General features: G+C 72.6%; 22 protein-coding genes and 1 pseudogene. 10 read left to right on the top strand and 13 right to left on the bottom strand.

The window, feature by feature from the left end:
* The first annotated feature begins 112 nt into the window (after positions 1-112).
* The gene (locus tag ACIQAK_RS13235) at positions 113-1027 is read left to right on the top strand and encodes a TetR/AcrR family transcriptional regulator C-terminal domain-containing protein (RefSeq protein WP_366390422.1); all 915 of its coding nucleotides are present in this window, start codon (positions 113-115) and stop codon (positions 1025-1027) included.
* A 62-nt stretch (positions 1028-1089) separates the two neighbouring features.
* Positions 1090-1269: pseudogene (locus ACIQAK_RS13230) on the top strand (PPOX class F420-dependent oxidoreductase); the annotation flags it as partial.
* A gap of 25 nt (positions 1270-1294) precedes the next feature.
* Here the strand turns inward: ACIQAK_RS13230 and ACIQAK_RS13225 are convergent.
* Genes ACIQAK_RS13225 through ACIQAK_RS13210 form a run of 4 tightly spaced genes read right to left on the bottom strand, consistent with a single transcriptional unit; the run spans position 1295 to position 4774 of the window.
* A complete protein-coding gene (locus ACIQAK_RS13225; RefSeq protein ID WP_366390421.1) occupies positions 1295-2314 on the bottom strand; it encodes a WD40 repeat domain-containing protein in 1020 nt (339 codons plus the stop codon).
* Between the two features lie 29 nt (positions 2315-2343).
* Positions 2344-2703 carry an STAS domain-containing protein gene (locus ACIQAK_RS13220; RefSeq protein WP_366390420.1) on the bottom strand — a complete coding sequence of 120 codons (360 nt, stop codon included), beginning with the start codon at positions 2701-2703 and terminating at the stop codon, positions 2344-2346.
* The gene (locus ACIQAK_RS13215; protein WP_366390419.1) at positions 2703-3965 is read right to left on the bottom strand and encodes a SpoIIE family protein phosphatase; all 1263 of its coding nucleotides are present in this window, start codon (positions 3963-3965) and stop codon (positions 2703-2705) included. The genes ACIQAK_RS13220 and ACIQAK_RS13215 overlap by 1 nt, the downstream gene beginning before the upstream one ends.
* Positions 3965-4774, bottom strand: a complete 810-nt coding sequence (locus ACIQAK_RS13210; protein ID WP_366390418.1) for an alpha/beta hydrolase — start codon at positions 4772-4774, stop codon at positions 3965-3967. The genes ACIQAK_RS13215 and ACIQAK_RS13210 overlap by 1 nt, the downstream gene beginning before the upstream one ends.
* A gap of 151 nt (positions 4775-4925) precedes the next feature.
* Between ACIQAK_RS13210 and ACIQAK_RS13205 the strand changes: the two genes are divergently transcribed.
* On the top strand, positions 4926-5630 hold the full coding sequence (locus tag ACIQAK_RS13205) for a GDSL-type esterase/lipase family protein (protein WP_366390417.1): 705 nt from the start codon (positions 4926-4928) through the stop codon (positions 5628-5630).
* 120 nt (positions 5631-5750) lie between these two features.
* Here the strand turns inward: ACIQAK_RS13205 and ACIQAK_RS13200 are convergent, their stop codons facing one another.
* From ACIQAK_RS13200 to ACIQAK_RS13190, 3 genes are all read right to left on the bottom strand, one after another.
* A complete protein-coding gene (locus tag ACIQAK_RS13200; RefSeq protein ID WP_366390416.1) occupies positions 5751-6392 on the bottom strand; it encodes a TetR/AcrR family transcriptional regulator in 642 nt (213 codons plus the stop codon).
* A 260-nt stretch (positions 6393-6652) separates the two neighbouring features.
* Entirely contained in the window at positions 6653-7453 is an 801-nt protein-coding gene (locus ACIQAK_RS13195; protein WP_366390415.1) for a hypothetical protein, read from the bottom strand.
* 142 nt (positions 7454-7595) lie between these two features.
* Entirely contained in the window at positions 7596-8087 is a 492-nt protein-coding gene (locus ACIQAK_RS13190) for a MarR family transcriptional regulator (protein WP_366390579.1), read from the bottom strand.
* Between the two features lie 142 nt (positions 8088-8229).
* Between ACIQAK_RS13190 and ACIQAK_RS13185 the strand changes: the two genes are divergently transcribed.
* Positions 8230-9120: an EamA family transporter gene (locus ACIQAK_RS13185; RefSeq protein WP_366390414.1), complete on the top strand. Its 891-nt coding sequence runs from the start codon at positions 8230-8232 to the stop codon at positions 9118-9120.
* Here the strand turns inward: ACIQAK_RS13185 and ACIQAK_RS13180 are convergent.
* Positions 9104-11440 carry a glycoside hydrolase family 3 N-terminal domain-containing protein gene (locus ACIQAK_RS13180; RefSeq protein ID WP_366390413.1) on the bottom strand — a complete coding sequence of 779 codons (2337 nt, stop codon included), beginning with the start codon at positions 11438-11440 and terminating at the stop codon, positions 9104-9106. The genes ACIQAK_RS13185 and ACIQAK_RS13180 overlap by 17 nt on opposite strands.
* 155 nt (positions 11441-11595) lie before the next feature.
* Here ACIQAK_RS13180 and ACIQAK_RS13175 point away from each other — a divergent pair, with 155 nt between their 5' ends.
* A complete protein-coding gene (locus ACIQAK_RS13175; RefSeq protein ID WP_366390412.1) occupies positions 11596-12195 on the top strand; it encodes a TetR/AcrR family transcriptional regulator in 600 nt (199 codons plus the stop codon).
* Between the two features lie 115 nt (positions 12196-12310).
* On the opposite strand, the gene ACIQAK_RS13170 is transcribed toward ACIQAK_RS13175, so the two are convergent.
* Positions 12311-13390, bottom strand: a complete 1080-nt coding sequence (locus tag ACIQAK_RS13170) for a type II CAAX endopeptidase family protein (RefSeq protein ID WP_366390411.1) — start codon at positions 13388-13390, stop codon at positions 12311-12313.
* A 174-nt stretch (positions 13391-13564) separates the two neighbouring features.
* On the opposite strand from ACIQAK_RS13170, the gene ACIQAK_RS13165 reads away from it, so the two are divergent.
* Positions 13565-14350 carry an SAM-dependent methyltransferase gene (locus ACIQAK_RS13165; protein WP_366390410.1) on the top strand — a complete coding sequence of 262 codons (786 nt, stop codon included), beginning with the start codon at positions 13565-13567 and terminating at the stop codon, positions 14348-14350.
* A 34-nt stretch (positions 14351-14384) separates the two neighbouring features.
* Here the strand turns inward: ACIQAK_RS13165 and ACIQAK_RS13160 are convergent, their stop codons facing one another.
* The gene (locus tag ACIQAK_RS13160) at positions 14385-15887 is read right to left on the bottom strand and encodes a carboxylesterase family protein (RefSeq protein WP_366390409.1); all 1503 of its coding nucleotides are present in this window, start codon (positions 15885-15887) and stop codon (positions 14385-14387) included.
* A 657-nt stretch (positions 15888-16544) separates the two neighbouring features.
* Between ACIQAK_RS13160 and ACIQAK_RS13155 the strand changes: the two genes are divergently transcribed.
* Entirely contained in the window at positions 16545-17129 is a 585-nt protein-coding gene (locus tag ACIQAK_RS13155) for a GNAT family N-acetyltransferase (protein ID WP_366390408.1), read from the top strand.
* Here ACIQAK_RS13155 and ACIQAK_RS13150 read toward each other — a convergent pair.
* Together ACIQAK_RS13150 and ACIQAK_RS13145 are read right to left on the bottom strand one after the other, a co-directional pair.
* On the bottom strand, positions 17095-17421 hold the full coding sequence (locus ACIQAK_RS13150) for a nuclear transport factor 2 family protein (protein WP_366390407.1): 327 nt from the start codon (positions 17419-17421) through the stop codon (positions 17095-17097). The genes ACIQAK_RS13155 and ACIQAK_RS13150 overlap by 35 nt on opposite strands.
* 175 nt (positions 17422-17596) lie before the next feature.
* Positions 17597-19045, bottom strand: a complete 1449-nt coding sequence (locus ACIQAK_RS13145; RefSeq protein WP_366390406.1) for an FG-GAP-like repeat-containing protein — start codon at positions 19043-19045, stop codon at positions 17597-17599.
* A gap of 242 nt (positions 19046-19287) precedes the next feature.
* On the opposite strand from ACIQAK_RS13145, the gene ACIQAK_RS13140 reads away from it, so the two are divergent.
* Both ACIQAK_RS13140 and ACIQAK_RS13135 read left to right on the top strand, forming a co-directional pair.
* The gene (locus ACIQAK_RS13140) at positions 19288-20202 is read left to right on the top strand and encodes an SDR family oxidoreductase (protein ID WP_366390405.1); all 915 of its coding nucleotides are present in this window, start codon (positions 19288-19290) and stop codon (positions 20200-20202) included.
* Between the two features lie 90 nt (positions 20203-20292).
* Complete coding sequence (locus ACIQAK_RS13135; RefSeq protein WP_366390404.1) at positions 20293-22356, top strand: serine/threonine-protein kinase; 2064 nt, start codon at positions 20293-20295, stop codon at positions 22354-22356.
* Positions 22357-22392: 36 nt separating this feature from the next.
* On the opposite strand, the gene ACIQAK_RS13130 is transcribed toward ACIQAK_RS13135, so the two are convergent.
* The gene (locus tag ACIQAK_RS13130; protein ID WP_366390403.1) at positions 22393-22878 is read right to left on the bottom strand and encodes a hypothetical protein; all 486 of its coding nucleotides are present in this window, start codon (positions 22876-22878) and stop codon (positions 22393-22395) included.
* A 141-nt stretch (positions 22879-23019) separates the two neighbouring features.
* Between ACIQAK_RS13130 and ACIQAK_RS13125 the strand changes: the two genes are divergently transcribed.
* Positions 23020-23139, top strand: a complete 120-nt coding sequence (locus ACIQAK_RS13125; protein WP_401848083.1) for a zinc-binding dehydrogenase — start codon at positions 23020-23022, stop codon at positions 23137-23139.
* Positions 23140-23213: the final 74 nt, after the last annotated feature.

Raw genomic sequence — 23213 nt, 5'->3', positions numbered from 1 at the left:
TCTCCGACCGACACGGAACCGTACTGAGTACACCGTACCCGTAATCGAGTACACCGTACCTTAATTCGAGTACGGCGTACCCAAACGCCTTCCGGCGCATTACTCTGACCCCATGGCGAAAGACGGATCGACAGCGGCGGCGGACGGCACGGCGACCGGGAGCGGCGACCTCGCGCGCAGCCTGGAGCTCCTCTGGGGCGCCGGGGAGCGCCCGAGTCGCGGCCCCAAGCCGGGCCTCACCCTGGACCGGATCGTCACCTCCGCCGTCGCCGTCGCGGATGCGGAAGGGCTGCCCGCCGTCTCCATGCGCCGGCTCTCCACCGAGCTCGGCACAGGCACGATGTCGCTCTACCGGTACGTTCCCGGCAAGGCCGAACTCCTGGACCTGATGCTCGACCGGGTGCTGGGCGAGCCCCTGGCGGCCGATCCCGGCGCCGGCGAGAGCGCCTCGGGCGAGAGCGCCTCGGGCGAGAGCGCCTCGGGCGAGAGCGCCTCGGGCGAGAGCGCCTCGGGCGAGAGCGCCTCGGGCGAGAGCGCCTCGGGCGGGAGCGCCCCCGTGGACTGGCGGGCGGCGATCGACGCCATGGCCCGCACCTACCTGGACAACCTGCGCCGCCACCCCTGGCTGCTGAAGATCAACCAGGCCCGTACGGTGCTCGGTCCCAGCGCCCTGCGCGGCCTGGAGCTCGCCCTCACCGCGCTGCGGTCCATGGGGCTGCGCGACCCCGAACTGATCGGCGTGATCATCACGGTCAACAGCTTCGTGGAGGGCCTCGCCCGCACCCAGGCCGACGCGGCGGAGGCGGTGGCGCAGACCGGGCTGGGCGACGAGGAGTTCTGGGAGAGCCAGCGCCCCTACCTGGAGCGGGCGATGCTCAGCGGTGAGTACCCGATGATGGCGGGGATGTCGCAGGACACCTTCAGCCCCGACTTCGACCACTTCACGTTCGGGCTCCAGCGGCTGATCGCCGGTTTCGAGGTCCTGGTCCAGGAGCGCGCGGCGGACCGGACACAGGATCGGACATGACAGCGCGCCCGGTCCGTGCCCCCATGGGTCTATGGACGCCGGCCGGGAGCCAGCTCCTTTGACCGGAGGTCAGCGCGCACGCGCGGCTGCTGCGGCCGGGCACGAAGGAGAACACGCACGCGGCGCGGATGCTGTCGCGGAAGTACCCGGTGGCGCAGGGCGTGTCCGTCCCGCTGGTGCACCGGCTCAAGCGGGAGAGGACGCTGCACTACGAGGTGTGGCCGGTGGCGGAGGGCGACTGAGGGGCCCGGCGGAAGCCCTGCCCTCTCACCCCTGCCCCCGGCGCCGCTTCCGCGCGAACCACAGGGCCCCCACCCCGATGATGAGCACGGCACCCAGCCCCACGCTGCCCTTGCCGCCGCCCCCCTGATCGTCGTCCGCCCCCTGGGAGGGGCTCCCGCTCCCCGAGGGCTTCCCCTTCTCCTGGCCGCCCCCCGCCGGGCTGCCGCCCCCCTCGGCCTCCACCCGCACCACCCCACTGCGCGCCCCCTCCGAGCCGAACATCAGGGCCGAGCCGTCCGCCGTGTACGTCACCGACTCCGCCTGCCGCTGGAAGGGCGCGGCGACCGACCGGCTCTCCCCGAGCCGGCCGCCCTCGAAGCCGTACACGCGGGCGCTGAAGTACGAGCGCAGCACCAGCGAGCCCCCGTCGGGCGCGAAGGCCCCGTCCGTCACCCACGGCACCTCCCCCACCCGCCGGAACGTGTTCGTGGCGCCGGTGGTGAGCTCGGCCGGGCCTTCGTAGAGCCCGCCGCCGTCCTCGTTCTTGGAGGCGATGTAGACGCGTCCGGTCTTCGGGTGGACCATCAGCGCTTCGGCGTTGCGGGCCCCGTCGGCGTACTCCACGTCGTACTGGGCGGCCGTGACCGTGGCGTCCCGGAGCTTCTTCGGCTCGGGGAACCGGTAGATCCAGACATGGTCCCAGGAGCCGTCCAGGTTGTCGCCGATGTCGCCGACGTAGATGTCGCCGTCCGGCCCGATGGAGATGCCCTCCACGTCCCGCGGCTCGCCCACGCCCCGCAGGGTGATGGTGGCGACGGTCCGGCCCGTGCGGGAGTCGACGGCGAAGACGTAGGGGCCGTCGTCGCTGTCGTTGTGCGTCCAGTAGACGCCGGGGTGCGCGCGACTGGCGGCGAGACCGCTCGATTCGGTGACGCGGGGGTCCTCGATCGTGAAGTCACGGTCGGGCTCCCCGCCGGCGGCGACGGCGGGGCAGGCGGCCCCCAGGAGCAGCAGCAGGGCTGCGGCGGCGGCAAGGCCCGCCGGACGGGTCGGATTCGAACGCATGGCCCAAGTGTCCACCGCCACGCGCCGGGTCAGCCGCTCGTGGGGTGCCAGGCGGCTTCGGCGTCCTGGGTGGTCGGGTAGGTGGCGAAGACCTGGTCCAGGCCGACGATGCGGAAGATGCGGCTGACGCGGTCGGGGACCGCGGTGAGGACGATGTTCGCGTCCGCGGCCAGGGCGTGGTTGCGGGCGGCGATGATCACGGTGATACCGGTGGAGTCGCAGAAGGTGAGGCCGCCGAGGTCGAAGACGAGCTGCTGACCGGGGCGCAGGTCGAGGCGGGTCAGCGCCGCGTGGACGTCGGGTGTGGTGTGGTGGTCGAGATCCCCTGTCAGTGCGATGACCGCTCCGGCGGGGGTCGTGCGGGTGGTCAGGGTCAGGTGCTGGGTCACTACCGGCCTTCACTGGGGGATCGGGGCACGTGGACCGCGAGGACGGCGGTGTCGTCGTCCACGCCGGTGCCGAAGGTGTCGAGCAGGTCGCGGACCGCGCCGATGGTGGCCGACGCGGTGGTGGGGGCCAGGGCGCGGCCGAAGTCGAGGAGGGCGTCGTCGCCGTAGCGTTCCTTGCCGCCGGCGTGGGGGTGGGCTTCGGTGAGTCCGTCGGTGTGCAGGAGCAGGGTGTCACCGGGGGCGAGGTGGACGGTGGTGGTGGCGATGTGTGCGTCGGGCAGGACGCCGATGAGCTGTCCTCCGGGGGTGGGCAGGAAGTCGGCGGTGCCGTCGGCCCGCATCAGCAGCGCGGGCGGGTGGCCGCCGCTGGCCAGGACGATGCGGAAGCCGGGCCGGTCGGGGTCGGGGGTCAGCAGGCCGAAGACGACGGTGCAGAAGCGGGGGTCGGTGCCGTGGTACTCGTGGTTGAGGACCGTGTTGAGGTTGCCGAGGACGGAGACCGGGTCGGGGTCGTAGACGGCGGCGGCGCGCAGGGTGTAGCGGGCGAGGGAGGTGACGGCCGCCGCGGCGGCGCCCTTGCCGCACACGTCGCCCAGGAAGAGCCCCCAGGCGCCGGCGGCCAGGGGGAAGAGGTCGTAGAAGTCGCCGCCGACCTCGTCGACGGAGGCGAGGTGGTAGTGGGCCGAGACGTCCAGCCCGGGCACGTTCACCAGGGCCGGCGGCAGGAGCGTCCGCTGCAGGGTGGCGGCCAGCGTCTTCAGGCGGTCGCGTTCCCGGTCGGCCTCCTGGCGGGCACGCAACAGCTCGGTTTCGTAGGCGCGCCGGTCGCGGGCGTCGAAGACGGTGGTGCGGATCAGCAACGGCTGCCCGTCGCTGCCCGTCTTCACCGCGGAGGTGACCAGGACCGGCAGCCGGGTGCCGTCGGCGGCCTTCAGCTCCAGGGCGACACCGCTGACCTCGCCCTGCATCCGCAGCAGCGGGGCGAAGTGGGTCTCGTGGTAGAGCCGGCCGCCGACGGTCAGCAGGTCGGAGAAGTACTTGCGGCCGACCAGGTCCTCGCGCCGGTGGCCGAGCCAGTCCAGCAGGGTGCGGTTGACCTTGGCGATCTTGCCGTCCAGCAGGGTGGAGAGGTAGCCGCAGGGCGCGTGCTCGTACAGGTCCTCGGCGCTGTCCTCCAGGAGCGCGGAGAACTGCGCCTGCTCGTCCACCGGCCCCTCGCCCTCCCTGTGGCAGTCCGGTCCCCCGCCGCCGGTCCTGGACATCACCGGACGCCTCCCACGAACGCGGCGATCGCCGTGGCGGTCTCCTCGGGGGCGGCCAGCTGGGGGCAGTGCCCGGTGGCGTCCAGCGTGACCAGCCGGCTTCCCGCGATCCGCGCGTGCACGAACGCGCCCACCTCCGGCGGTGCGATCGCGTCACGCGAGCACTGGGCGACCAGCGTGGGCACCTGCACCTCGGCGAGGTCGGCCCGGTTGTCGGACAGGAACGTCACCCGGGCGAAGACCCGCGCGATCTCCGGATCGGTACGGCAGAAGCTGCTCGTCAGCTCCTCGCCCAGCTCCGGCCGTTCCGGGTTGCCCATGATGACCGGGGCCATCGCACCCGACCAGCCCAGGTAGTTGGCGTCGAGCGATTCGAGCAGCTCCTCGATGTCCTCGGCACTGAACCCGCCCCGGTAACCGGTCCGCGGGTCGTCGACGAAGCACGGCGAGGGCGCCAGCAGAACCAGCCCGGCGAACGCCTCGGGCTCCCGCACGGCGGCCAGCACCCCCATCATCGCGCTCACCGAGTGCCCCACGAACGTCACCGGGCCGAGCTCCAGCTCCCGGCAGAGCTCCAGCACATCCTCGACGTACCCGTCCAGGGTCGAGTACCGCTCCCGGTTCCACGCCGACAGGTCCGAGTTCCCCGCGCCCACGTGATCGAAGACGACGACGGTGAAGTGGCGCTCCAGCGCCGGCATCACCAGACGCCACATGTTCTGGTCGCACCCGAAGCCGTGCGCCAGCATCACCACCGGCCCACCGGACCGACCGCTCACCCTCACCTGATTCCTACGGCGCACGTCCATGCCGCCCATCGTCGCAGACCGCGCCGCCGGCGTCCGGGCAGCTCCCGGCCTTCTCCTACCCGTCCCGCCCCACAGCGCTCCCGTCAGGGCCTCCACCACCGTGTCCATCGTCACGTCGCAGGCCGCAGGCATGATCGGCCATGATGACGCCATGCGTTTTCTCCCGGTCGGCGATTCCATGACCATCGGCGCCACCGGCGACTTCACCTGGCGCTACCGGATGTGGCAGCACCTCAAGGCGGTCTGCCCGACCCCGTACGAGATCGTCGGGCCACGCACGACGCTGTACGACCCCGAGGCCGGCGCCCCGCTCTCCCACGCGTACGCCGATCCGTCCTTCCCGCCCGACGCCCGCCGGCATCTCGCGGGCTGGGGCGAGGGCTGGCTGCACATGGCCCCGGTGATCGCGGACGCGGTGCGCGAGGCGGAGGCGGACGTGCTGCTGGTCTCGCTCGGCCTGATAGACCTCGGGTTCTACACGGACAGCGAGCAGACGGCCGCCAACGCCCGCGCGTTCATCGAGGCGGCCCGCACGGCCAACCCGCACATCCGGATGGTGCTGCTCCCGGTGATACCCAACATCCGGGCCGAGACGGACGCCCCCTTCGCCGCCTCCTGCGCCCGCTTCAACGAACTCCTCGCCAAGGCCGTCGCCGACCTCGACACCGCGTCCTCCCCGCTCCTGCTGGCCTCGCGCCCCCCGGACTACGCCATCGGCACGGACACCTACGACGGCACCCACCCCGGCCCGACCGGCGAACACCTGCTGGCCGCCGCCTACGCCGACGCGATGCACCAGGCATGGGGCCTGGGCGGCCCGTACGCCCACCGGCCCGTACGGCCGCAGCCGGCCTGAGAGGGCGGCGACCGGTGAACGCCTGAGAGGGCGGCGACCGCTGAACGCCTGCGTGGGCGGCGACCGGTGAACGGGCGCGGCGCGCCCGCCCCCGGACGGACCGCGCCGGGGCGAGGCCCCTCATCCCACCGGCTGCGACCCCAGCATCGTCAGCGCCAGTTGCGTCAGTTCGCCGGAGACCTCCTCCGGGCGGGCCCGGCGGCAGCGGCGGGTGTGGTGGGCCATCAGTTCGTGGACCGTGCCGACCATCACCATGACGTCGACCCGGTGGTCCCGGTCCTCCGCCTCGCCCCGCTCCACCGCCCGCTCGGCCTCACCGGTCAGGAACTCCGTCCACAGCGCGCGCCAGAGCTTGCAGTGCTCGTCCACCACCGCGCTGACGCCCAGCACCTCCACGAAGGTCACCCGGGCCTCGCGCGGATCGCGGGTGACGGCCTCCACGTAGGCGTCGAAGAGGCGCCGGACCCTCTCCGCGATCGAGCACGCGTCGATCCCCTCGGAGAGCAGGGCGGCCTCCGCGGCCCGCAGGCCGATGGTGGTGACCCGGTTGTGCAGGGCGATGAGGAGCCCTTCGCGCGTCCCGTACTCCTGGCGGAACACCTCGGGCGTGACCCCGGCCGCCTCGCACAGGTCCGCCTCGGAGGTCTCCCGGTAGCCGACGACCCCGTACAGCTCCCGTGCGGCGTCCAGCAGTTGCTCCCTCGCCTGGGTACGGGCCTGGTCACCGGGCCCCGTCCGTTGAACCGCCCAGCCATCAGCCACCGGTCCTCCTTCAGCGCAAGGTGCGGGAGAGGGCCTCGGCACCTCTGCACGAACCGCCGCCCCATTGTGCTCGCCCAGCGGGCCGCCGGAGTGCCACGCCACACCCGTACGGGCGAATGCCCGCACGCGGAAACGCTTCTTCTCGGCGGGTCCCGGAGTCGGATCGAAACGGCGATCGATGCCGGGCCCGGTGAGGCGGTCGACGCGTAGGGCACAGCGGAGGCCGAGGGGCAGCGGTGAGCCGCCCCGGGCGCCGGCTCTCAGCGCTGCTGGTCCGCGTACGAGAACGCCTCGCGGTGCTCGTCCACGCTCTCCACGCCGTCGCGCGCCCGCAGGGTCAGGTCACTGGCCAGGCGCCGGGCCAGCTCACGCAGGCCGTCGTCCGGCGCGTCCCCCTGGACGTACTCCAGCAGCCCTGCCAGGGCCTCCAGTTCGCCGGTGTGGAGCGCTACGTCGACGATCTCCTGGCCCTCCGCGGTGAGCGCCTCCACGGCACGCCGCCGACAGGCGGTGCTCCGCAAGCGGGCGACGGCGTGGTGGTCCCCGGCCCACGGCTCCCCGCCCTCGCCCGCCGCGCCGAAGGCCTCCAGCCGCCGCAGCAGTGCGTCCGGCCCACTGTGCGGCGCGCGGTAGAAGGGCCTCTCCCCGCTTCCCGCCTCGCGGGCGTCCAGCCGCACCTCGGAGAGGAACGCGGCGACACGTACCGGCTCGGGCGTCAGCCCGCTCCCCATCCAGCGGGCGGAGTCCAGGAGCGAGCGACCGGAACCCTCAGGGATGTGGAAGAAGCACCATCCGGAGACCCCGCACCACAGCAGCCCTGTCTCCCCGCCGTCCCCGAGGAGCCTCCGGCCGAACGCTGGCGTGAACTCCACGCTCCCCTCGACATCCCCCTCGAAGTCGTCCTGGCTCGGGTCGTGCACATCCCCGTACGCCGAGACGGAGACCACCGGAATCTCCTCGGCCAGCAGAACCTCCGCCACGGCCGCCATGTAACCGCCTATGGCCGATTCGAGGGCGCCCAGCAGCTGAGGTGAGTGGTCTGCGGCATCGGTGTACGTCACGGCGGTTCTCCCACGTCGGTCCCGGCGGCGGGTCCGCCCCCTTACCGCCGTTGCCCGCATAACTCCTGTTCACACGGGGTCGGCTCGACCCCGACGCGAGACGCATCGATCAAAACCGCCGCCCCGGGCAAGCGGCTTTCGGTCATGCCTCGCCGTTCGGTGGCTCCACCCGCGCCAGCCACCCCGCCAACAGCCGCTCCAACTGCTCCGCCTCCCGTGGCTCCAGCACATCCAGCAGGCTCCGCTCGTTGCGCATGTGCTCGGTGAACGCCCGGTCGATCAGGGACCGGCCCGCCGGGGTCAGCGCGACCACCCGGCCCCGGCCGTCCACCGCCGAGCGGCGCCGGGTCACCAGGCCGGCGCGCTGGAGGCGGTCGATCCGCTTGGTCATCGCCCCGGTGGTGACCATCGTGTGCGCGGCCAGCTCGCCCGGCGCCCGCTCGAAGGGCGCACCGGCCCGGCGCAACGCGGCCAGCACGTCGAACTCGCCCTCCGACAGGCCGTGGGCCCGGTAGACGACATCGAGGCGGGCGGTCAGGAGGTGGCCCAGGCGGTGCAGCCGGCCGATGACCGCCTGCGGGGACACGTCCACGTCCGGGCGCTCGCGCGCCCATGCGGCCTGGATGCGGGCCACATGGTCGAGACCCGCGCGCTCCGGCACCTCATCCGGGTCATTCGGGTCAGTCGGGTCAGTCGGGTCAGTCGGGTCAGTCGGGTCAGTCGGATCATCCAGACCGTCCGAGAAACTATCTTCCATGGAAGGCATAATAGCTTCCATGGAAGGCAACCTGAGATGGTCGATGGTCACGGCGGTGGCCCCCGTGGCCTGGGGCACGACCTACTTCGTCACGCGGGAGTACCTGCCGGCGAGTCATCCCCTGTACGGCGCCGCCTTCCGGGCGCTCCCCGCCGGGCTGCTCCTCCTGGCTCTCTGCCGGAAGCTGCCGCAGGGGGGCTGGTGGTGGAAGTCCCTGGTGCTCGGCGCCCTGAACATGAGCGGCTTCTTCGCGCTCGTCTACGTGGCGGCGCAGCGCCTCCCCACCAGCCTGGCGTCGATCGTCATGGCCCTCGCACCCCTGTTCATGATGATGCTCGCCTGGCCGCTGATCGGTGAGCGGCCCGGCCGGCAGCACCTCGCCGGGGCCATGACCGGCGTCGGCGGCGTCTGCCTGATGGTGTTCACCGCGAGCGGGTCGGTGGACGCGATCGGCGTGCTCGCCTCCGTCGGGGCCATGGCGATGTCCTCGTACGGGTACGTCCTGGCCAAACGGTGGAGCGGCGAGGTGGATGTACTCGCCGCCACCAGCTGGCAGTTGCTCGGCGGCGGGCTGCTGCTCCTGCCGTGCGCCGCCCTCGTGGAGGGCGCGCCGCCCGCGCTCGACCGCCCCGCGCTCCTCGGTTTCGGCTACCTCACGGTGGTGGCCACGGGTATCGCCTTCGCCGCGTGGTTCCTGGGGCTGAAGCACCTGCCGGCGGGGACGGTCGGCCTGCTGGGACTGCTCAACCCCGTGACGGGCGTGCTGCTGGGGCTCCTGCTCGCCGGCGAGACCCTCTCGGGGCGGCAGGTCCTCGGTCTCGTGCTCACGCTGTGCGGAGTGGTGCTGGGCCAGCGCGCCGCGCGGCCGGCCGCTCCGCCCCCGTCCACCGCGCTCACCCCTTCACCGTGAACTCCGCCCGCAGCAGGGCCTCGTCCCGTGACGACGGCCCCACCAACAGCTCGAAGCGGCCCGGCTCCACCACCCGCCGCCCCCGCGCGTCCACCAATGTGCAGGCGGCCACGGGGAGTTCGATCACCACCTGCCGCGACTCCCCCGGGGCCAGCGCGACCTGCTCGTACGCCTTCAGCTCCTTCTCCGCCCAGGTCACCGACGTCACCGTGTCGCTCACGTACACCTGAAGGGTCTCCAGCGCGGGCCGGGCACCGGCGTTGCTCAGCGTCACCCGGGCCCGTACCGTCTCCGTCGGTTCGACGACCGCCGTCAGCAGCTCCAGGTCCGTGTACTCCACCGTGGTGTAGCTCAGGCCCTCCCCGAACGCGAACGCCGGGCTCTGCGTGAGGTCCGCGTACCGCGAACCGTGCTGGCCGCGCACCTGGTTGTAGTACGTCGGCTGCTGCCCGGCGTGCCGGGCGAAGGAGAGCGGGAGCCGGCCGGTCGGCTCGATCAGGCCGAGGAGCAGCTCCGCCACCGCCGTACCACCGAGCATCCCCGGGTTGGCCGCGTACACGATCGCCGCCGCACCGAGCGCGGACGGCGGCAGCACCAGCGGCTTGGAGCTGATGACCACGACGACCAGCGGCGTGCCCGTCGCCGCCAGTGCGTCGAGCAACGCCACCTGGTCGCCGACGAGTTCGAGGGTGGCCGTCGACTTGCCCTCGCCGATCAGCTCGATCCGGTCACCGACGACGGCGACCACGTGGTCGGCGGCCTCGGCGGCGGCGACCGCCTCGCCGATCAGCGCCGGGTCGGGCGCGGCCGGGACGACGACCTCGGGACGCGGCTGCCCGTCCGGGAGGAACTCCCCCTCCGGGTCGGGCCCGACGTCCAGGATGCGGGCGCCGGGCGCGTACGCCACGGTCCAGTCGGCGGGCACCCGGTCGCGGAACCCGTCGAGGACGGTACGGATCATGGCGCGCGGCTGCCCGTCCGGGAGCCAGTCCGCCTGCCCGGAGGAGCCCGCCCAGTCACCCAACTGGGTCTGCGGATCGTCGGCGTTGGGGCCGACGACGGCGACCGTACGGGGGCCGGAGGCCGTGGCCCGGGCCCGGCCGCCGCCGAACGCGGCGGTGCCGTCCGCCCCGGAACCGTCCGGCCCGCCCGGCTCCTCCGCCTCCAGGCCGCCCGCCAGCGGCAGCGTGCCGTCGTTGGTCAGCAGCACCAGCGAGCGCCGGGCCGCCTCCAGGTTGAGCTCCGCGTGCTCGGCGCTGCCGATGAACTCGGCCTGCCGGGCGGCGTCGGGGTGGCGGGGGTTCTCGAAGAGGCCGAGTTCGAACTTGAGCGTCAGGATGCGTCGTACGGCGGCGTCGATCTCCGCCTCCGTGAGCATGCCCTGCGCCACCGCCTCCTGGGCGCCCGCGAAGAACTTCGACGTCGTCATCACCATGTCGTTGCCCGCGCGGACCGCCGCCGCCGACGCCTGCGCGTAGTCGGCGTAGATCTTCTGCTCCCACACCATGCGGCCGACGTTGTCCCAGTCGGTGACCAGCGTGCCGGTGTAACCCCACTCGCCGCGCAGCACCTCGCCCAGCAGCCAGTCGTTGACGGTGATCGGCACGCCGTCCATGGACTGGTAGCCGAGCATGAACGTCCGGCAGCCCTCCTCGGCGACCCGCTCGAACGGCGGCAGGAACCACGAGCGCAGCTTGCGCCGGGAGATGTCCGCCTCGCTGGCGTCCCGGCCGCCCTGGGTCTCGGAGTACCCGGCGAAGTGCTTGGCGCAGGCCAGGATCGCGGTCGGGTCGGCGAGCCCCTCGCCCTGGTAGCCGCGCACCATCGCGGAGGCCAGCTCCCCGATGAGGTACGGGTCTTCGCCGAAGGTCTCGCTCACCCGCCCCCAGCGCAGGTCCCGGGTGATGCACAGGACCGGTGAGAACGTCCAGTGCACCCCGGTCGCCGCCACCTCCACCGCCGTGGCCCGCGCGATCCGCTCCACCAGGCCGGTGTCCCAGGTGGCCGCCATGCCGAGCTGCGTCGGGTAGATCGTCGCGCCCTCCCAGAAGGAGTGGCCGTGGACGCAGTCCTCCGCGACGAGCAGCGGGATGCGCAGCCGGGTCCGCCCGGTGAGGGCGGCGGCCTCCCGTACCCGCTCGGGCGAGGCGTGCAGGATCGACCCCGCGTGCAGGTCCTCCACGAGGTGCCGCACGCCCTCCTTGGCGTTGAGCTGGAGCATCTGGCCGACCTTCTCGGGCAGCGTCATACGGCTCAGCAGATCGGTGACCCGGTCCGCGACGGGAAGCGCGGGGTCGAGGTACGGCGGCAGGAGGCCCACGGGAGTTCCTTTCACGACGGCACTCCGCAGTACCGTACGCTCAATACCGACCACTTGGTAAGTATTGGAAGGGCAAGGATGCGCCCCTGTGAGAATCTGGGGCGGAGTGTGGGGGCGGAACGAGAAAGGCGTCCGATGACAGCGGGTGAATGCGCGTGACCTCGGGAACCGGGCGCGGCTACGCCAAGGGCCGGGCCAAGCGGATCGAGATCCTCGACCAGGCGATGGCCCTGTTCGGCGAGGCCGGATACCGGGGCGCGTCCCTCCGCGTCATCGCCACCCGGTGCGGGATCTCCCACCCGGGCCTCCTGCACCACTTCCCGACCAAGGAGGCGCTGCTCCTCGCGGTGCTCCAGCGCCGTGACGACGTGGACGACGAGTGGCTGGCGCTCGGCGTCACCCGGGGCGTGGACCACCTGCGCCGGCTGGTGGACCTCGCGGAGCTGAACGCCAAGCGGCGCGGGATCGTCGAGCTGTTCTCGGTGGTCGCGGCGGAGGCCACCTCCCCCGACCACCCGGCCCACGCCTACTTCGAGGCCCGCTACCGCACGTCCGTCGCCAACACCGAACGCGCCTACCGCCAGGCCCGGGAGGCGGGAGAACTGCGGGAGGACGTCGAACCGCCGTCCGCCGCGCAGCAGTTGATCGCCCTGATGGACGGTCTGCAGATCCAGTGGCTGATCAGCGACTGCGCGACGGACATGGCGGGCGTCCTGCGGGCCCACGTCCAAGCGCAGTTGACCGTGGAGTTCTGAGACCGGGCCCGCGTGGGGCTCTGAGACCAGGCCCGCGCTGAGTTCTGAGACCGGGCCCGTGTGGGGTTCTGAGACCAGGCCCGCGTTGAGTTCTGAGACCGGGCCCGCGTAGGGTTCAGGAACTCATCCGCTGCACCCCACGCCGGTCCGCGATCCGTGCCATCACCAGGCAGTACAGCGGCGCGAAGACGAACTCGACGACCATCGCCTGCCACGGCGCGTCGGCCGCGGTCTCGGTGGAAGCGAGTTCACCGAAGCCCGCCGCGAGGCCGAAGGCCAGCAGGTTGTTGGCGACGTGCAGGGTGATCACCGCCTCCAGCCCTCCGGTGCGGATCACCAGCCAGCCCCACCACAGCGCCGAGTAGAACAGCAGGATGAACCCGGAGAGTTCACCGAACCCGTGGGCCAGGGCGAACAGGAGCGACGCGAGCACGACGGCGGGCCAGGGCGACCGGACGGCCCGCCCGATCACCTGGACCAGCCAGCCCCGGAAGACGTACTCCTCCGCCGCCGCCTGGAACGGCACCAGCACCGCCAGCACGGCCAGGCTCACCAGAAAGGCGGTCCAGCCGGGCCAGCCGCCCCCGGAGGGTTCGGCCGACTCCTCCCCCCAGGTCCACGCCAGCAGCACGCCGAACTGGACGATGGTCAGCGGGAAGGCGACGGCGGCGCACAGCCCGAGCCACTTCCACCGCAGCCGGCCGACGACCGAGGAGACCGTGCCGACCGGGCGCCTGTTCAGGTAGCGGGCACCCCACAGGACGATCGGTGTCCCGATCGCGATACCGACGAGCAGGACGGCCGTTTCGGCGACCGGGTCCTCGAAGATCAACTCGCTGTCCGCCGACGCGGGCGCCGCGCCCAGCACCTCGGCGAGGAAGGCCCCGACCACGGTGACGGCCAGCACGCCCATCACGACCAGGAACAGGACGAGCGTCAGCTCCCCGAGCCACGCGAACCTGCCGCCCTGCCCGTTGCGCCCCTGCTGGTCGTAGCGGGCCCCGGACTCCGCCCGTACGGGACCGAGCGGCGGAACAGCGCCGGGCGCGGGCGCCTGCCGGCCCTGCTGCCAGGCGGGGGCAGGGCCCTGCTGCCAGGCGGGTCCGCCGGTCTCCGGCCAGGCGGGTCCGGCGGAGGGGGGCGGGGGCGTGGTCGAGGGCGGGTCCCAGGGCGAAGGAGGTATGTCGGGTTTCACACCAGGATCTTGCTGGCCCCCGGCGCCCGAGGTCAATGCGGCGCCCGGGCGGCCACGCCCGGTACCGTACGCATGCCGACGCGCCGGACGACCAAAGCCCCTGCTCTGCACGCCAGTTGCTGTGGCAGACTCCTGCGACGGAAAGGTCCGCACCACCTGCCCAGGGAGCCCGGCATGACGGCAGAGCTGCCCCACCCCCCGATCGACACCGGCAAGCCCCACTCGGCACGGGTCTACGACTGGCTGCTCGGCGGCAAGGACAACTACCCCGTGGACCAGGTGGTGGCCGAGCACCTGCCCGTCGAGGCCAAGGTCGGCGCCCGTCAGAACCGGGCCTTCATGAACCGGGCGACGGCCTGGCTGGCGGGTGAGGGCGTGACGCAGTTCCTGGACATCGGGACGGGCATCCCCACCGCGCCGAACCTGCACCAGGTCGCTCAGGAGATCCGCCCCTCGTCCCGGGTCGTCTACTGCGACAACGACCCCATCGTCCTGCGGCACGCGGAAGCTCTGCTGATCAGCCGGCCGGAGGGCGCCACCGACTACGTCCACGCCGACGTACGCGAGCCCGCCGCCATCATCGAGGCCGCACGCAAGGTGCTGGACTTCGGCCGTCCGGTGGCCCTCTCCCTCCTCGGCCTCCTCCACTTCCTGCCCGACGACGAGGACCCGCGCGCCATCCTCCGTACGCTCACGAGTGCCCTGGTCCCCGGCAGTTACGTCGTCCTCTCGCAGGGCGCCTCCGATGTGAACCCCGAGGGCGGGCAGCGGGGGACCGACGAGTACAAGAAGGGCGGCATCCGCCTGGCGCTGCGGACGCGTGAGGAGTTCGCGCGGTTCTTCGAGGCCCTGGACCTGGTGGAGCCCGGCCTGGTGACGGCCCCCGAGTGGTTCCACGGCCCGTCGGCGCCCGCGCCGGAGGAGAGCGGACTGTACGTCGCGGTGGCGCGGGTTCCGTAGCCGGACCGGGGCCCTCTCATCAGGGGCTTTCCGGTCAGGGACGCAGGAGGGGAAAGTCGGCCTCGGCCCACAGAGCGCGGGCGGGCGTGGGCCTGTCCTCGGCGGTGGCGTCCTCCGTGGTCCAGCGTTCGGCATGCGCGGTGGAGCCGTCGACCGACGGCCAGCCCGGGTTCCCGGTGGCGGCGAAGTCGGCCCACGCGCGCACCATGCGGCGCTCCAGTGCGCGGTCCGCAGGCGTGGGTGCTCCGCCGATCAGGAACGCCAGGCACTCGGTGTCGAGGTTGCCGAAGGCGAAGGGGATGTCCGCACAGTGCCAGGCCCGCACGACCCCGTCCGCACCGGTACGCCGACGGTCGAAGCGTGCCAGGAAGGCCCGGCCGCCGGCTCGGGCGTGCAGCTCGGCGAGTCGGGCGCTGTACTCGCCGAACAGCAGATCTCCGAAGACGGCGAGGTAGACGTCGAGGACCGGGGCGTCGGGCATCGCGGCGCGATAGCCGGCCACCAGGCCCTCGGGGAGGCGGAAGTCCCGGGCGAAGAGAGCCAGCTGTTCCTCGGTGGTGACCTTCGCGCTGCTGCCGACCGCGTCGAACAGCCAGTACTCCTCCGTGGTGTGGCAGACCAGCAGGTCCACCTCCCGGGTCGCACCGGACGCCATCCCGGTGAGGGGATCGGTGGGCAGGACGTCCCCGTCGAGGACGGGAGCGTAGAGCGAGGGGTCGTAGTGGCGGGACCCGGAGGCGGGGTCGTGCCGGTAGTCGTCGACGACCCGGTCGGAGGCGATGACCAGGGCATGCGGAGTCGCGGAGGTCAGGCCCTCTGCCGTGGCGGGGCAGTTCGCCGCCGCGGCGATCTCGCGGGTGGTCGCCGAAGCCATGTCGAGCGTGTAGCAGGGGCTGGCGACGCTGTGGGCGATGGCGCGGCGGAACAGGCCGCGGGCACGGTCCATCACCATCAGGCAGGCGATCGAAGCGGCCCCGGAGGACTGCCCGGCGACCGTGACGTTTCCCGGATCGCCACCGAAGGCGGCGATGTTCTCACGGACCCAGCGCAGGGCCGCGACCTGGTCGAGCAGACCGCGGTTGTCCGGGTAGGCGGTCGACCCCGTTGCCGGGACATGGCCGAACCCTTCGAAGCCCAGCCGGTAGTTGAGCGTGACCACGACCAGACCGGCACGGGCCAGCGAGGTACCGTCGAAGTCGGGTTGGGCTGACGACCCGATGGTGTAGGCGCCGCCGTGGATCCAGACCAGAACGGGCACACCGCCCCCCTCAGGGGCGGGGGTCCATATGTTCACGGTGAGGATGTCCTCGTCGCCGGGCGACCACGCGGGTGCGCCGGGCAGCTCCGCCGACTGCGGGGCGACGGGGCCGAAGGCCGTGCAGTCCCGCACCCCGGTCCATGCCGGTGCCGGCCGGGGCTCGCGGAAGCGGTGGGGGCCGAACGGCGGGGCCGCGTACGGGATGCCGAGAACGGCGACGACGTCGTCAGCGACTCGAAACCCCTGCACCACACCGTTGTTCGTCCTGAAGGTCTCCATCGGAAAGCTGTTCTCTCCTCACATGCCGGGCGATGTCAAGGGCGTGTTCCCTGAGGAACGCCCCGCGTGGGTTGCCGCGTCCTCCGCGGTCGCGTACCGCGTCCCGTCGGCGACCGTACCGGACACCCCGTCGGCGCCCTCGGCTGTCCAGCCCCGGCCCCGGAAGCGACTGCGAGAGCTCAGCCGTCCCCCCGAGGAGCACGAGCGTGCTTCCGCCCGCGAATCCGCTCCCCACATGCGGTCCGCGGGCAGCCCGGTCTCCCCGGCGCGAATGGCGGAAGCCAGAGGATTCAGGGCGTCGTACAGGGCCTTGGCGAGTTCGACCCGCTCCAGTCACCGAGCCGTGGTCGACTCCTTCCCGGGGGGACAGGTCTCCCCCAGCCACCCGATGGTCTTCGACGGCCTGCGCCTGCGTACGGCGGACTTCCCGCAGTCTCGCCTCCCGAAGTGGCCGCAGGACCCGGCAGTTCACCTTCGCGGTGACCTTCGGGGCCACCGGGCCCATCGCCCTCACCGAGCACGACTCCCCCGTCTGGGCCGACCGGGGTGACCTGTGGCCGTCAGCGACGAGACACGCGCCCTCCTCGTGGGCTGGCTAGGCTTGGCGGCGAGGGGCTCTCGGCAGCCCTGCCGCCGCGCCCCGCTGGAGGCCTTCCGATGATCACCTGGCGCCGCCTCACCGAGGACGACTTCCCGTTGCTGATCACCTGGCTGGAGCAGCCGCACGTGGCCCGGTGGTGGAACCACGACACCTCGATCGAGGCCGTGCGGCGGGACTTCGGGCCCGCGGTCAGGGGCGAGGAGCCCTCGGAAGAGCTGCTCGCCCACCTCGACGGTGCCCCGTTCGGCCTGCTTCAGCGTTGCGGTCTGGCCGACTACCCCGAGTATCTGGTGGAGGTCGCCACGCTGATCGAGGTCCCCTCCGGGGCCATGACCATCGACTATCTGATCGGTGAGCCGCAGCTGGTCGGCCATGGGCTCGGCCCGCGGATGATCCGGTCGGCCGTCCAGGCGATCTGGGAGGACCGTCCCGATGCCCCCTGTGTGATGGTGCCCGTGTCGGCGGCCAACCGGGCGTCCTGGCGGGCGCTGGAGAAGGCCGGGATGCGGCGGGTGGCCGAGGGCGAACTGGAGCCGGACAACCCCATCGACGACCGGGCCCACTACCTCTACCGGATCGATCGCCCCTCAGGCGGGACCCGCGCGGTCAGGCCGGCGCCTGGCCCGTCTCGAAGCGGCTGATGCGGTCGCCGGTGACCGTGAAGATCCAGCGCGTCCGCATCGTGCCCCAGGTGTCGTTCGTGTAGTCGACGACGAGGGCGCGGCCGTCGTCGGAGGCTTCCACGACCTTCATACGGCCGTTCGCCTTCGGGGAGAAGATCTCCTTCTCCGTCCAGGCGGGCAGGTCCCGTTCGCTGCCGTCGTCGGACATCGTGGCGTCCTCGGTGAGGACGGCGGCGAAGGCGGCCTCGTCACCCGCGTTGACGGCGGCGACGAACTTCTCCACCACCGGGTCGCTGATCGATGCGGTCATGGTGCTCCTCCTCGGCCCGGCCGGGAACGGGCGTCCCCGGAGATCCGTACCGAGTCTCTGTCGGCCGGCCCGCCGCCGCATGTCGAGCGGGCGGTACGACCGCGAGGCCGGACCCCGGTGGGGTCCGGCCTCGCGGCGGGCGCTGACCGTTTCGGGCCGGGGCCCCTGTCGGCTCCTAGCCGGCGAGGACGTCACCGAAGTACGACAGGCCCTTGGGGCCGCCCACCGAGGTGGCGCCGAAGGTCGTCGAACCGGTGGCGGTGATGCCGCTCCCGCTCGTGGTCTTGAACAGCCAGACCGCACCGGCGCCGTCGTTCTCGGCGAAGGCGCCGGCCACCAGCTCGGCGCGGCCGTCCTTGTTGCTGTCCGTCAGCCGGACGGAGCCGCCGAACTGGTCCCGCGCCTCCGCGGTGTCGGGCACGCCCGCCGTGTTCTGGGTGAAGCTCTTGGAACCGGTGCCGGTCAGCCCCTTCGCGGAGCCGCGCAGCACGACGACCGCGCCCGCGTCGGTCCGGCCCCCGACGTCCTTGCCCGGGACGCCGACCGCGATGTCCGCGTACTTGTCACCGTTGGTGTCCCCGGCGGACAGGCTCCAGCCGAAGCGGTCGTTCTTCGTCGCGGTGCCCGGGACGCCGGCGGTCGCCTGGGTGATGCGGGCCGGGGTGCGGGTGGAGAGACCGGCGGCGCTGCCGTAGGTGACGGTGACCGCGCCGCCGGGGCCGCCGTTGGGCTCGTCGCCGGCCTTCTCCATGAAGTTGCCGGTGACGATGTCGCCGTAGCCGTCCTTGTCGACGTCGGCGATCACCGCGTCGTAGCCCCCGGCGACCTTGCCGGCCGGCTTGAGGCCGGTCGTTGCGCCCTTGTAGAGGACGCTACGGGTCGCGTACCCCTTGCCCTTCTCCTGCTGGCCCATGACCAGGAGGTCGGTGGCGCCGTCACCGTTGACGTTGCCGGCGAAGATCCGGTCGGCGTTGATGCCGGTCTGGTCGTGGGTGTCGATGCCGACGAGGGCCGCCGCCTTGCCGCCGCGGGAGATCGGCCCCTTGAAGATGTTCAGCTCGGGTGCGGCGATGTTCACGGCGGCCAGGTCGGTGCGCCCGTCGCCGTCGAAGTCGCCGGTGGCGAGGCCCCAGCCCAGCTCGTTGCGGTACTTCGGCAGCGGCGTGGTGAGGTCGACGGCCTTCGTCAGACCCTTCGGACTGCCCCAGACGACGGTGATGACGCCGAACGAGTCGGTCTTGCCGATCCGCTCGGCGTGCACGCCGACCACCAGGTCGGTGTAGCCGTCGCCGTCGAGGTCCCCGGTGGTGAGGCGGTCGCCGAAGTAGTCGCTGCCCTCCGGCGTGCCCGGGATGGCGGCGTCGGCCTGGCTGATGATGGTGCGCTTGGACTTGTCGAGACCGCTCTTGGTGCCGTAGACGACGGCCACGTATCCGGCCCCCGACTTGTTGCCCGCCTTGCCGATGGGCGCGGCGATGGCGAGGTCACGGTAGCCGTCGCCGTTGAAGTCGCCGGACATCCCGGACGGCGCGGCGGCGGCGCTGCCTCCGCCGGCGAGGAGCAGCCCGCTGACGAGGGCGGCCGAGGCGGTGGTCACAAGGGTGGTGCGCAGGTGCTGCTGCATGCGTGTCTTCTTCTCCTACGGCACGCGGGACGCCGGTTACGGCCATCCGGTTCGGTGTTCCGGCCCGACTGCGCACGGGACCCGGCCCCCGGCTCCCGCCAGGGTTTCGGCCCAGCGTACGTAGCGCCCGGTGCAGGTGAGACCACTTATGGGGCCCGAGGGTTGTACGGGGACGAGGGGGCGTTCACTCACCTCGGCGCAACCTCGTTGACGTACGCGTACGGGTCACGAAGGATCGGCCCGTGACGATCGACGAACAGCCCTCGTCCGCCCCGGAGCCGGGCGGGGAGCCGAGCTCACGGTCCTCCGCCCCGGAGCCGGGCGGGGAGCCGAGCGCACGGTCCTCCGCCCCGGAGCCGGGCAAGGGGCACGCCCGCCGGCCGGCCCCGGCTCCCACCCGCCCCGTCGCCCTCAGCACGGGCGTCGGACGCAGCATCGGGATCGGCGCGGGTATCGCCCGCCGGCTCGCGGCCTCCGGCTGGGACGTCGCCTTCACCTACTGGACGCCCTACGACCGGCGCATGGAGTGGGGCGCCGAGGACGGGGCCGCCGCGTCCATCGCGCGGGAGCTGGAGAGCGCCGGAGCCCGTACGGCGGCGATCGAGGCGGATCTGACCGACCCCGACGCCGCCACCCGCATCTTCGACGCGGCGGAGCAGGGTCTCGGCCCGGTCACCGCGCTCGTCCTCTCCCACGCGGAGTCGGTGGACTCGGGGCTGCTGGACACCACCGTGGAGGCGTTCGACCGGCACTTCGCCGTGAACGCGCGGGCCAGTTGGCTGCTGATCCGCGAGTACGGGCTCCGCTTCCGCAGCGGTGTGCCCGGTACGGCGACGGGCCGCATCGTCGCGCTCACCAGCGACCACACCGTCGGCAACCTGCCCTACGGCGCGAGCAAGGGCGCCCTGGACCGCATCACCCTGGCCGCCGCGCACGAGCTGGCCCACCTCGGGGTGACGGCGAACGTCATCAACCCCGGCCCGGTGGACACGGGGTGGATGAACGACGAACTGCGGGAGGCGGTGGCCCGGGCCACCCCGCTCGGCCGCCTCGGCACCCCGCGGGACACCGCGCATCTGGTGGACTTCCTGTGCTCGCCGCAAGGCCAGTGGGTCAACGGGCAGTTGCTGAAGAGCAACGGCGGCGTGGCCCCCTGAGCCGGCTACGGGACACGTTCCCGTTCCGTCCTGTGCGGTCCTGACGGAACGTCTACTGTTGCCTGGTCCATGTAGTGCACAGGGGGTCGCATGCGAGGCGAAGACAGGGCCGCGGACGGCGGGGCCGCCGGTGGCCCCGAGGACCGCTGGGCGGGCGAGGACCTCCAGCGCGCGGACTCCGGGACCGCGCAGGAATGGCCCCGGACACCGCAGCGCGAGGCCTCCTCGGACCGCCGCCGCCCGAACGTGGTGATCGAGGGCCGCTACGAGCTGCTGGAACCGATCGGCAGCGGCGGTATGGGCGAGGTGTGGAGGGCCCACGACCGGCGGCTGCGCCGCTTCGTCGCCGTGAAGGGCCTGCTCGACCGGAACGCGATGACCGCCGGCACCCAGGCCGCCGCGATGCAGCGGGCGCGCCGGGAGGCGGAGGCGATCGCCAAGATCGAGCACCCGAACGTGGTGACGGTCCACGACCAGGTCGAGACCGACAACCAGGTCTGGATCGTGATGAAGCTCCTCGAAGCCAGATCCCTGGCGGACCTGCTGCGCGGTGAGAAGGTGCTCGCCGTACCGAGGGCGGCGGACATCGGCCTCCAGGTCCTCCAGGGCCTGCGGGCGGTGCACGCGGCCTCGGTCGTCCACCGCGATGTGAAGCCGGGCAATGTGCTGGTCCGGGAGGACGGGCCGGCGATCCTGGTGGACTTCGGGATCGCGACGTTCGAGGGCGCCGCCCAGGTGACCCGGTCCGGCAGCGTCATCGGTACGCCCCCGTACCTGGCGCCCGAACTCTTCGCGCCCGGCTCCCGCGGTCCCACCCCCGCCTCCGACCTGTGGGCGCTGGGGATCACGCTGTACGAGATGGTCGAGGGCCGGGTCCCGTTCGCCGGCGGCGAGGTCTGGGAGGTCCAGGAGAACATCCGGCACTCCCCCGACCCGGTCCTGCGGTACGCCGGTCCGCTCGCCCCGGTGATCCAGGGGCTGCTGTTCACGGACCCCGGCGAGCGCCTGGACGCGGCCACGGCGGAGGCGATGCTGCGGGAGGTGCTGGGCGACCCGTTCGGGCCGGACGTGACGGCCACCGGCGCGACCGCGCACCCGCCGACGGCCGTCTCCGAAGCCGAGCCCGGTCCCGTTCCGGAGCCCCTCGGGCCTCCCGCCGCCGCCCCTCGGGCACCGGACGGGCAGCGGGCGCGGGGCGGCCGTCGGAAGCGGCCGTGGCTGAGGACGGCGACGGCGACCCTGTGCGTGGCCCTGCTGGGCACGGCGGGCTGGCTGGTCGCGCAGGGCGTCGGCGAGGGCGACGGGGCCGAAGGCGGCAGCACCACCACCGGCTCCGGCGGCCGGGGTGGCAGCGCCTTGACGCAGAAGTGGAAGGACACGAACCCCACCCTGAAGATCGGCGTCAAGGACGACCAGCCGGGCCTGAGCAAGTACGACGGGAAGACGAAGACGTACGCCGGTTACGACATCGACCTCGCCTACGCGGTCGCCGGACACATGGGGTACCGCCGGGACGAGGTCGCCTTCACCACGGTCCCGACCGACTACCGGAGCACCGCCCTCAGGACGAAGGGGGTGGACCTGGTCATCGCCTCGTACAGCATCACGCCCGAACGGAAGAGCGCGTCGCCCGGCAAGGACAGTGTCGACTTCGCGGGCCCGTACTACGAGGCGAGCCGGAGCTTCCTGGTCCGTGAGAAGTCCGGCAAGTACACGATCGAGGACTCCAGCGACCTGCGCCGGCTGGGCGTCGAGGTGTGCACGGCACGGGATTCGACGTACGAGACGGAGCTGCCCAAGAGGGGCTTCACCATGACGGAGTCCCAGCCCAACACCTACCAGGACTGCCTGGACCAGCTGCTGGACGTGACGTCGGACGTCTACGCGGTGGCCTCGGACGACATCATCCTCGCGGGCTATGTGAAGGCGAATCCGGGCAAGGTGCGGCGGCTGGAGAACATCCAGGGCGCGGAGGGGTACGGCGTGGCGATGCGTCCCGGTTCCCGGGGGCTGAAGACCGAGGTGTGTTCGGCGCTGCGGGAGATCATGCGCGGCAAGGCCTGGGAGGACATGTACACGAAGAACCTGTCGGCCCTGATGGACAACAAGAACCCACCGGGCCGGCCCGACCTGACGGAGTGCGAGGGTCACTGAGCGGGGCGGTACCGGGAGGGGTTCACCGGAGCGGGCTCACCGCTCCGGAAACCGCTGTCCGCACCGGCTGCAGAAGACCGGCGCGGGGTCCGCGGAGAGCCGCCCGCACTCCGGGCAGACCCGGTCCGGCAGGCAGGGCCCTTCGCCCCCCTCGTACGCCCCGCCCGGCGGCTTGATCGTGAGGCCGGGGCGGCGGCGGTGGACGGTGAGGTACGTGAGCCCGTCCGGGCCCGCGGCGAGGGCCCGGCGGGAGGTGCGGGGCAGCCAGATGACGGCGCCCGGGCCCAGCGCCGGCCCCCCGTCCCCCACACGGACTCGTCCCCCGCCCTCCAGCACGACCAGGAGCACATCGAGCACGTCCTCCTGATGCTCGCCGACCTCCGCACCGGCCGGCAGCCGCACCAGGTTCGCGTCCAGCTCCCGCCCCTGCTCGGCCAGTTGCCACAGCGCCCCGCGTTCGCCGGGTGCGGCGGAGGCGAGGATGTCGTTCAAGGCGGCGAGGACTCGGGGAGTGGCGTTCACGGCGCCCAGGTTACGCCGGAGTGATCCCGAACACGGTGCCGCCGGCCGAGCGGGGCGTCCGGGTGGAGGTGGTCGAGGTGGAGGCGGACGGGGCCCGCCTGGCCGAACTGGCGGCCCTGGTGGACCGGGGCGCGCTGACGACTGGACCGGGGCGCGCTGACGACCCGGGTCGCGGCGACGTACCGGCCGGAGGAGGCGGCCCAGGCGCACGCCCGGCTCGCGAAGGGCGGAGTACGGGGACGTCTCGTCCTGACCCCGTGAGGCGGTGGCTGCCGCAGGGCGCGCGGGGGTACGGGTCCGTCGCTCGCTCTGTTGCCGCAGCCGTGCGGCCGCCA

This window comes from Streptomyces sp. NPDC088706, assembly GCF_044752765.1.
Taxonomy (GTDB): domain Bacteria; phylum Actinomycetota; class Actinomycetes; order Streptomycetales; family Streptomycetaceae; genus Streptomyces.
This window is presented reverse-complemented; position numbering and strand designations above follow the sequence as displayed.

Bases quoted from the DNA above. Each gene is read 5' to 3' on its own strand.
- ACIQAK_RS13160 (WP_366390409.1), bottom strand. From the start codon at position 15,887: ATGGAGACCTTCAGGACGAACAACGGTGTGGTGCAGGGGTTTCGAGTC.
- ACIQAK_RS13145 (WP_366390406.1), bottom strand. From the start codon at position 19,045: ATGCAGCAGCACCTGCGCACCACCCTTGTGACCACCGCCTCGGCCGCC.
- ACIQAK_RS13210 (WP_366390418.1), bottom strand. From the start codon at position 4,774: ATGGACGTGCGCCGTAGGAATCAGGTGAGGGTGAGCGGTCGGTCCGGT.
- ACIQAK_RS13165 (WP_366390410.1), top strand. From the start codon at position 13,565: ATGACGGCAGAGCTGCCCCACCCCCCGATCGACACCGGCAAGCCCCAC.
- ACIQAK_RS13155 (WP_366390408.1), top strand. From the start codon at position 16,545: ATGATCACCTGGCGCCGCCTCACCGAGGACGACTTCCCGTTGCTGATC.
- ACIQAK_RS13235 (WP_366390422.1), top strand. From the start codon at position 113: ATGGCGAAAGACGGATCGACAGCGGCGGCGGACGGCACGGCGACCGGG.
- ACIQAK_RS13205 (WP_366390417.1), top strand. From the start codon at position 4,926: ATGCGTTTTCTCCCGGTCGGCGATTCCATGACCATCGGCGCCACCGGC.
- ACIQAK_RS13225 (WP_366390421.1), bottom strand. From the start codon at position 2,314: ATGCGTTCGAATCCGACCCGTCCGGCGGGCCTTGCCGCCGCCGCAGCC.
- ACIQAK_RS13135 (WP_366390404.1), top strand. From the start codon at position 20,293: ATGCGAGGCGAAGACAGGGCCGCGGACGGCGGGGCCGCCGGTGGCCCC.
- ACIQAK_RS13150 (WP_366390407.1), bottom strand. From the start codon at position 17,421: ATGACCGCATCGATCAGCGACCCGGTGGTGGAGAAGTTCGTCGCCGCC.
- ACIQAK_RS13185 (WP_366390414.1), top strand. From the start codon at position 8,230: ATGGAAGGCAACCTGAGATGGTCGATGGTCACGGCGGTGGCCCCCGTG.
- ACIQAK_RS13215 (WP_366390419.1), bottom strand. From the start codon at position 3,965: ATGTCCAGGACCGGCGGCGGGGGACCGGACTGCCACAGGGAGGGCGAG.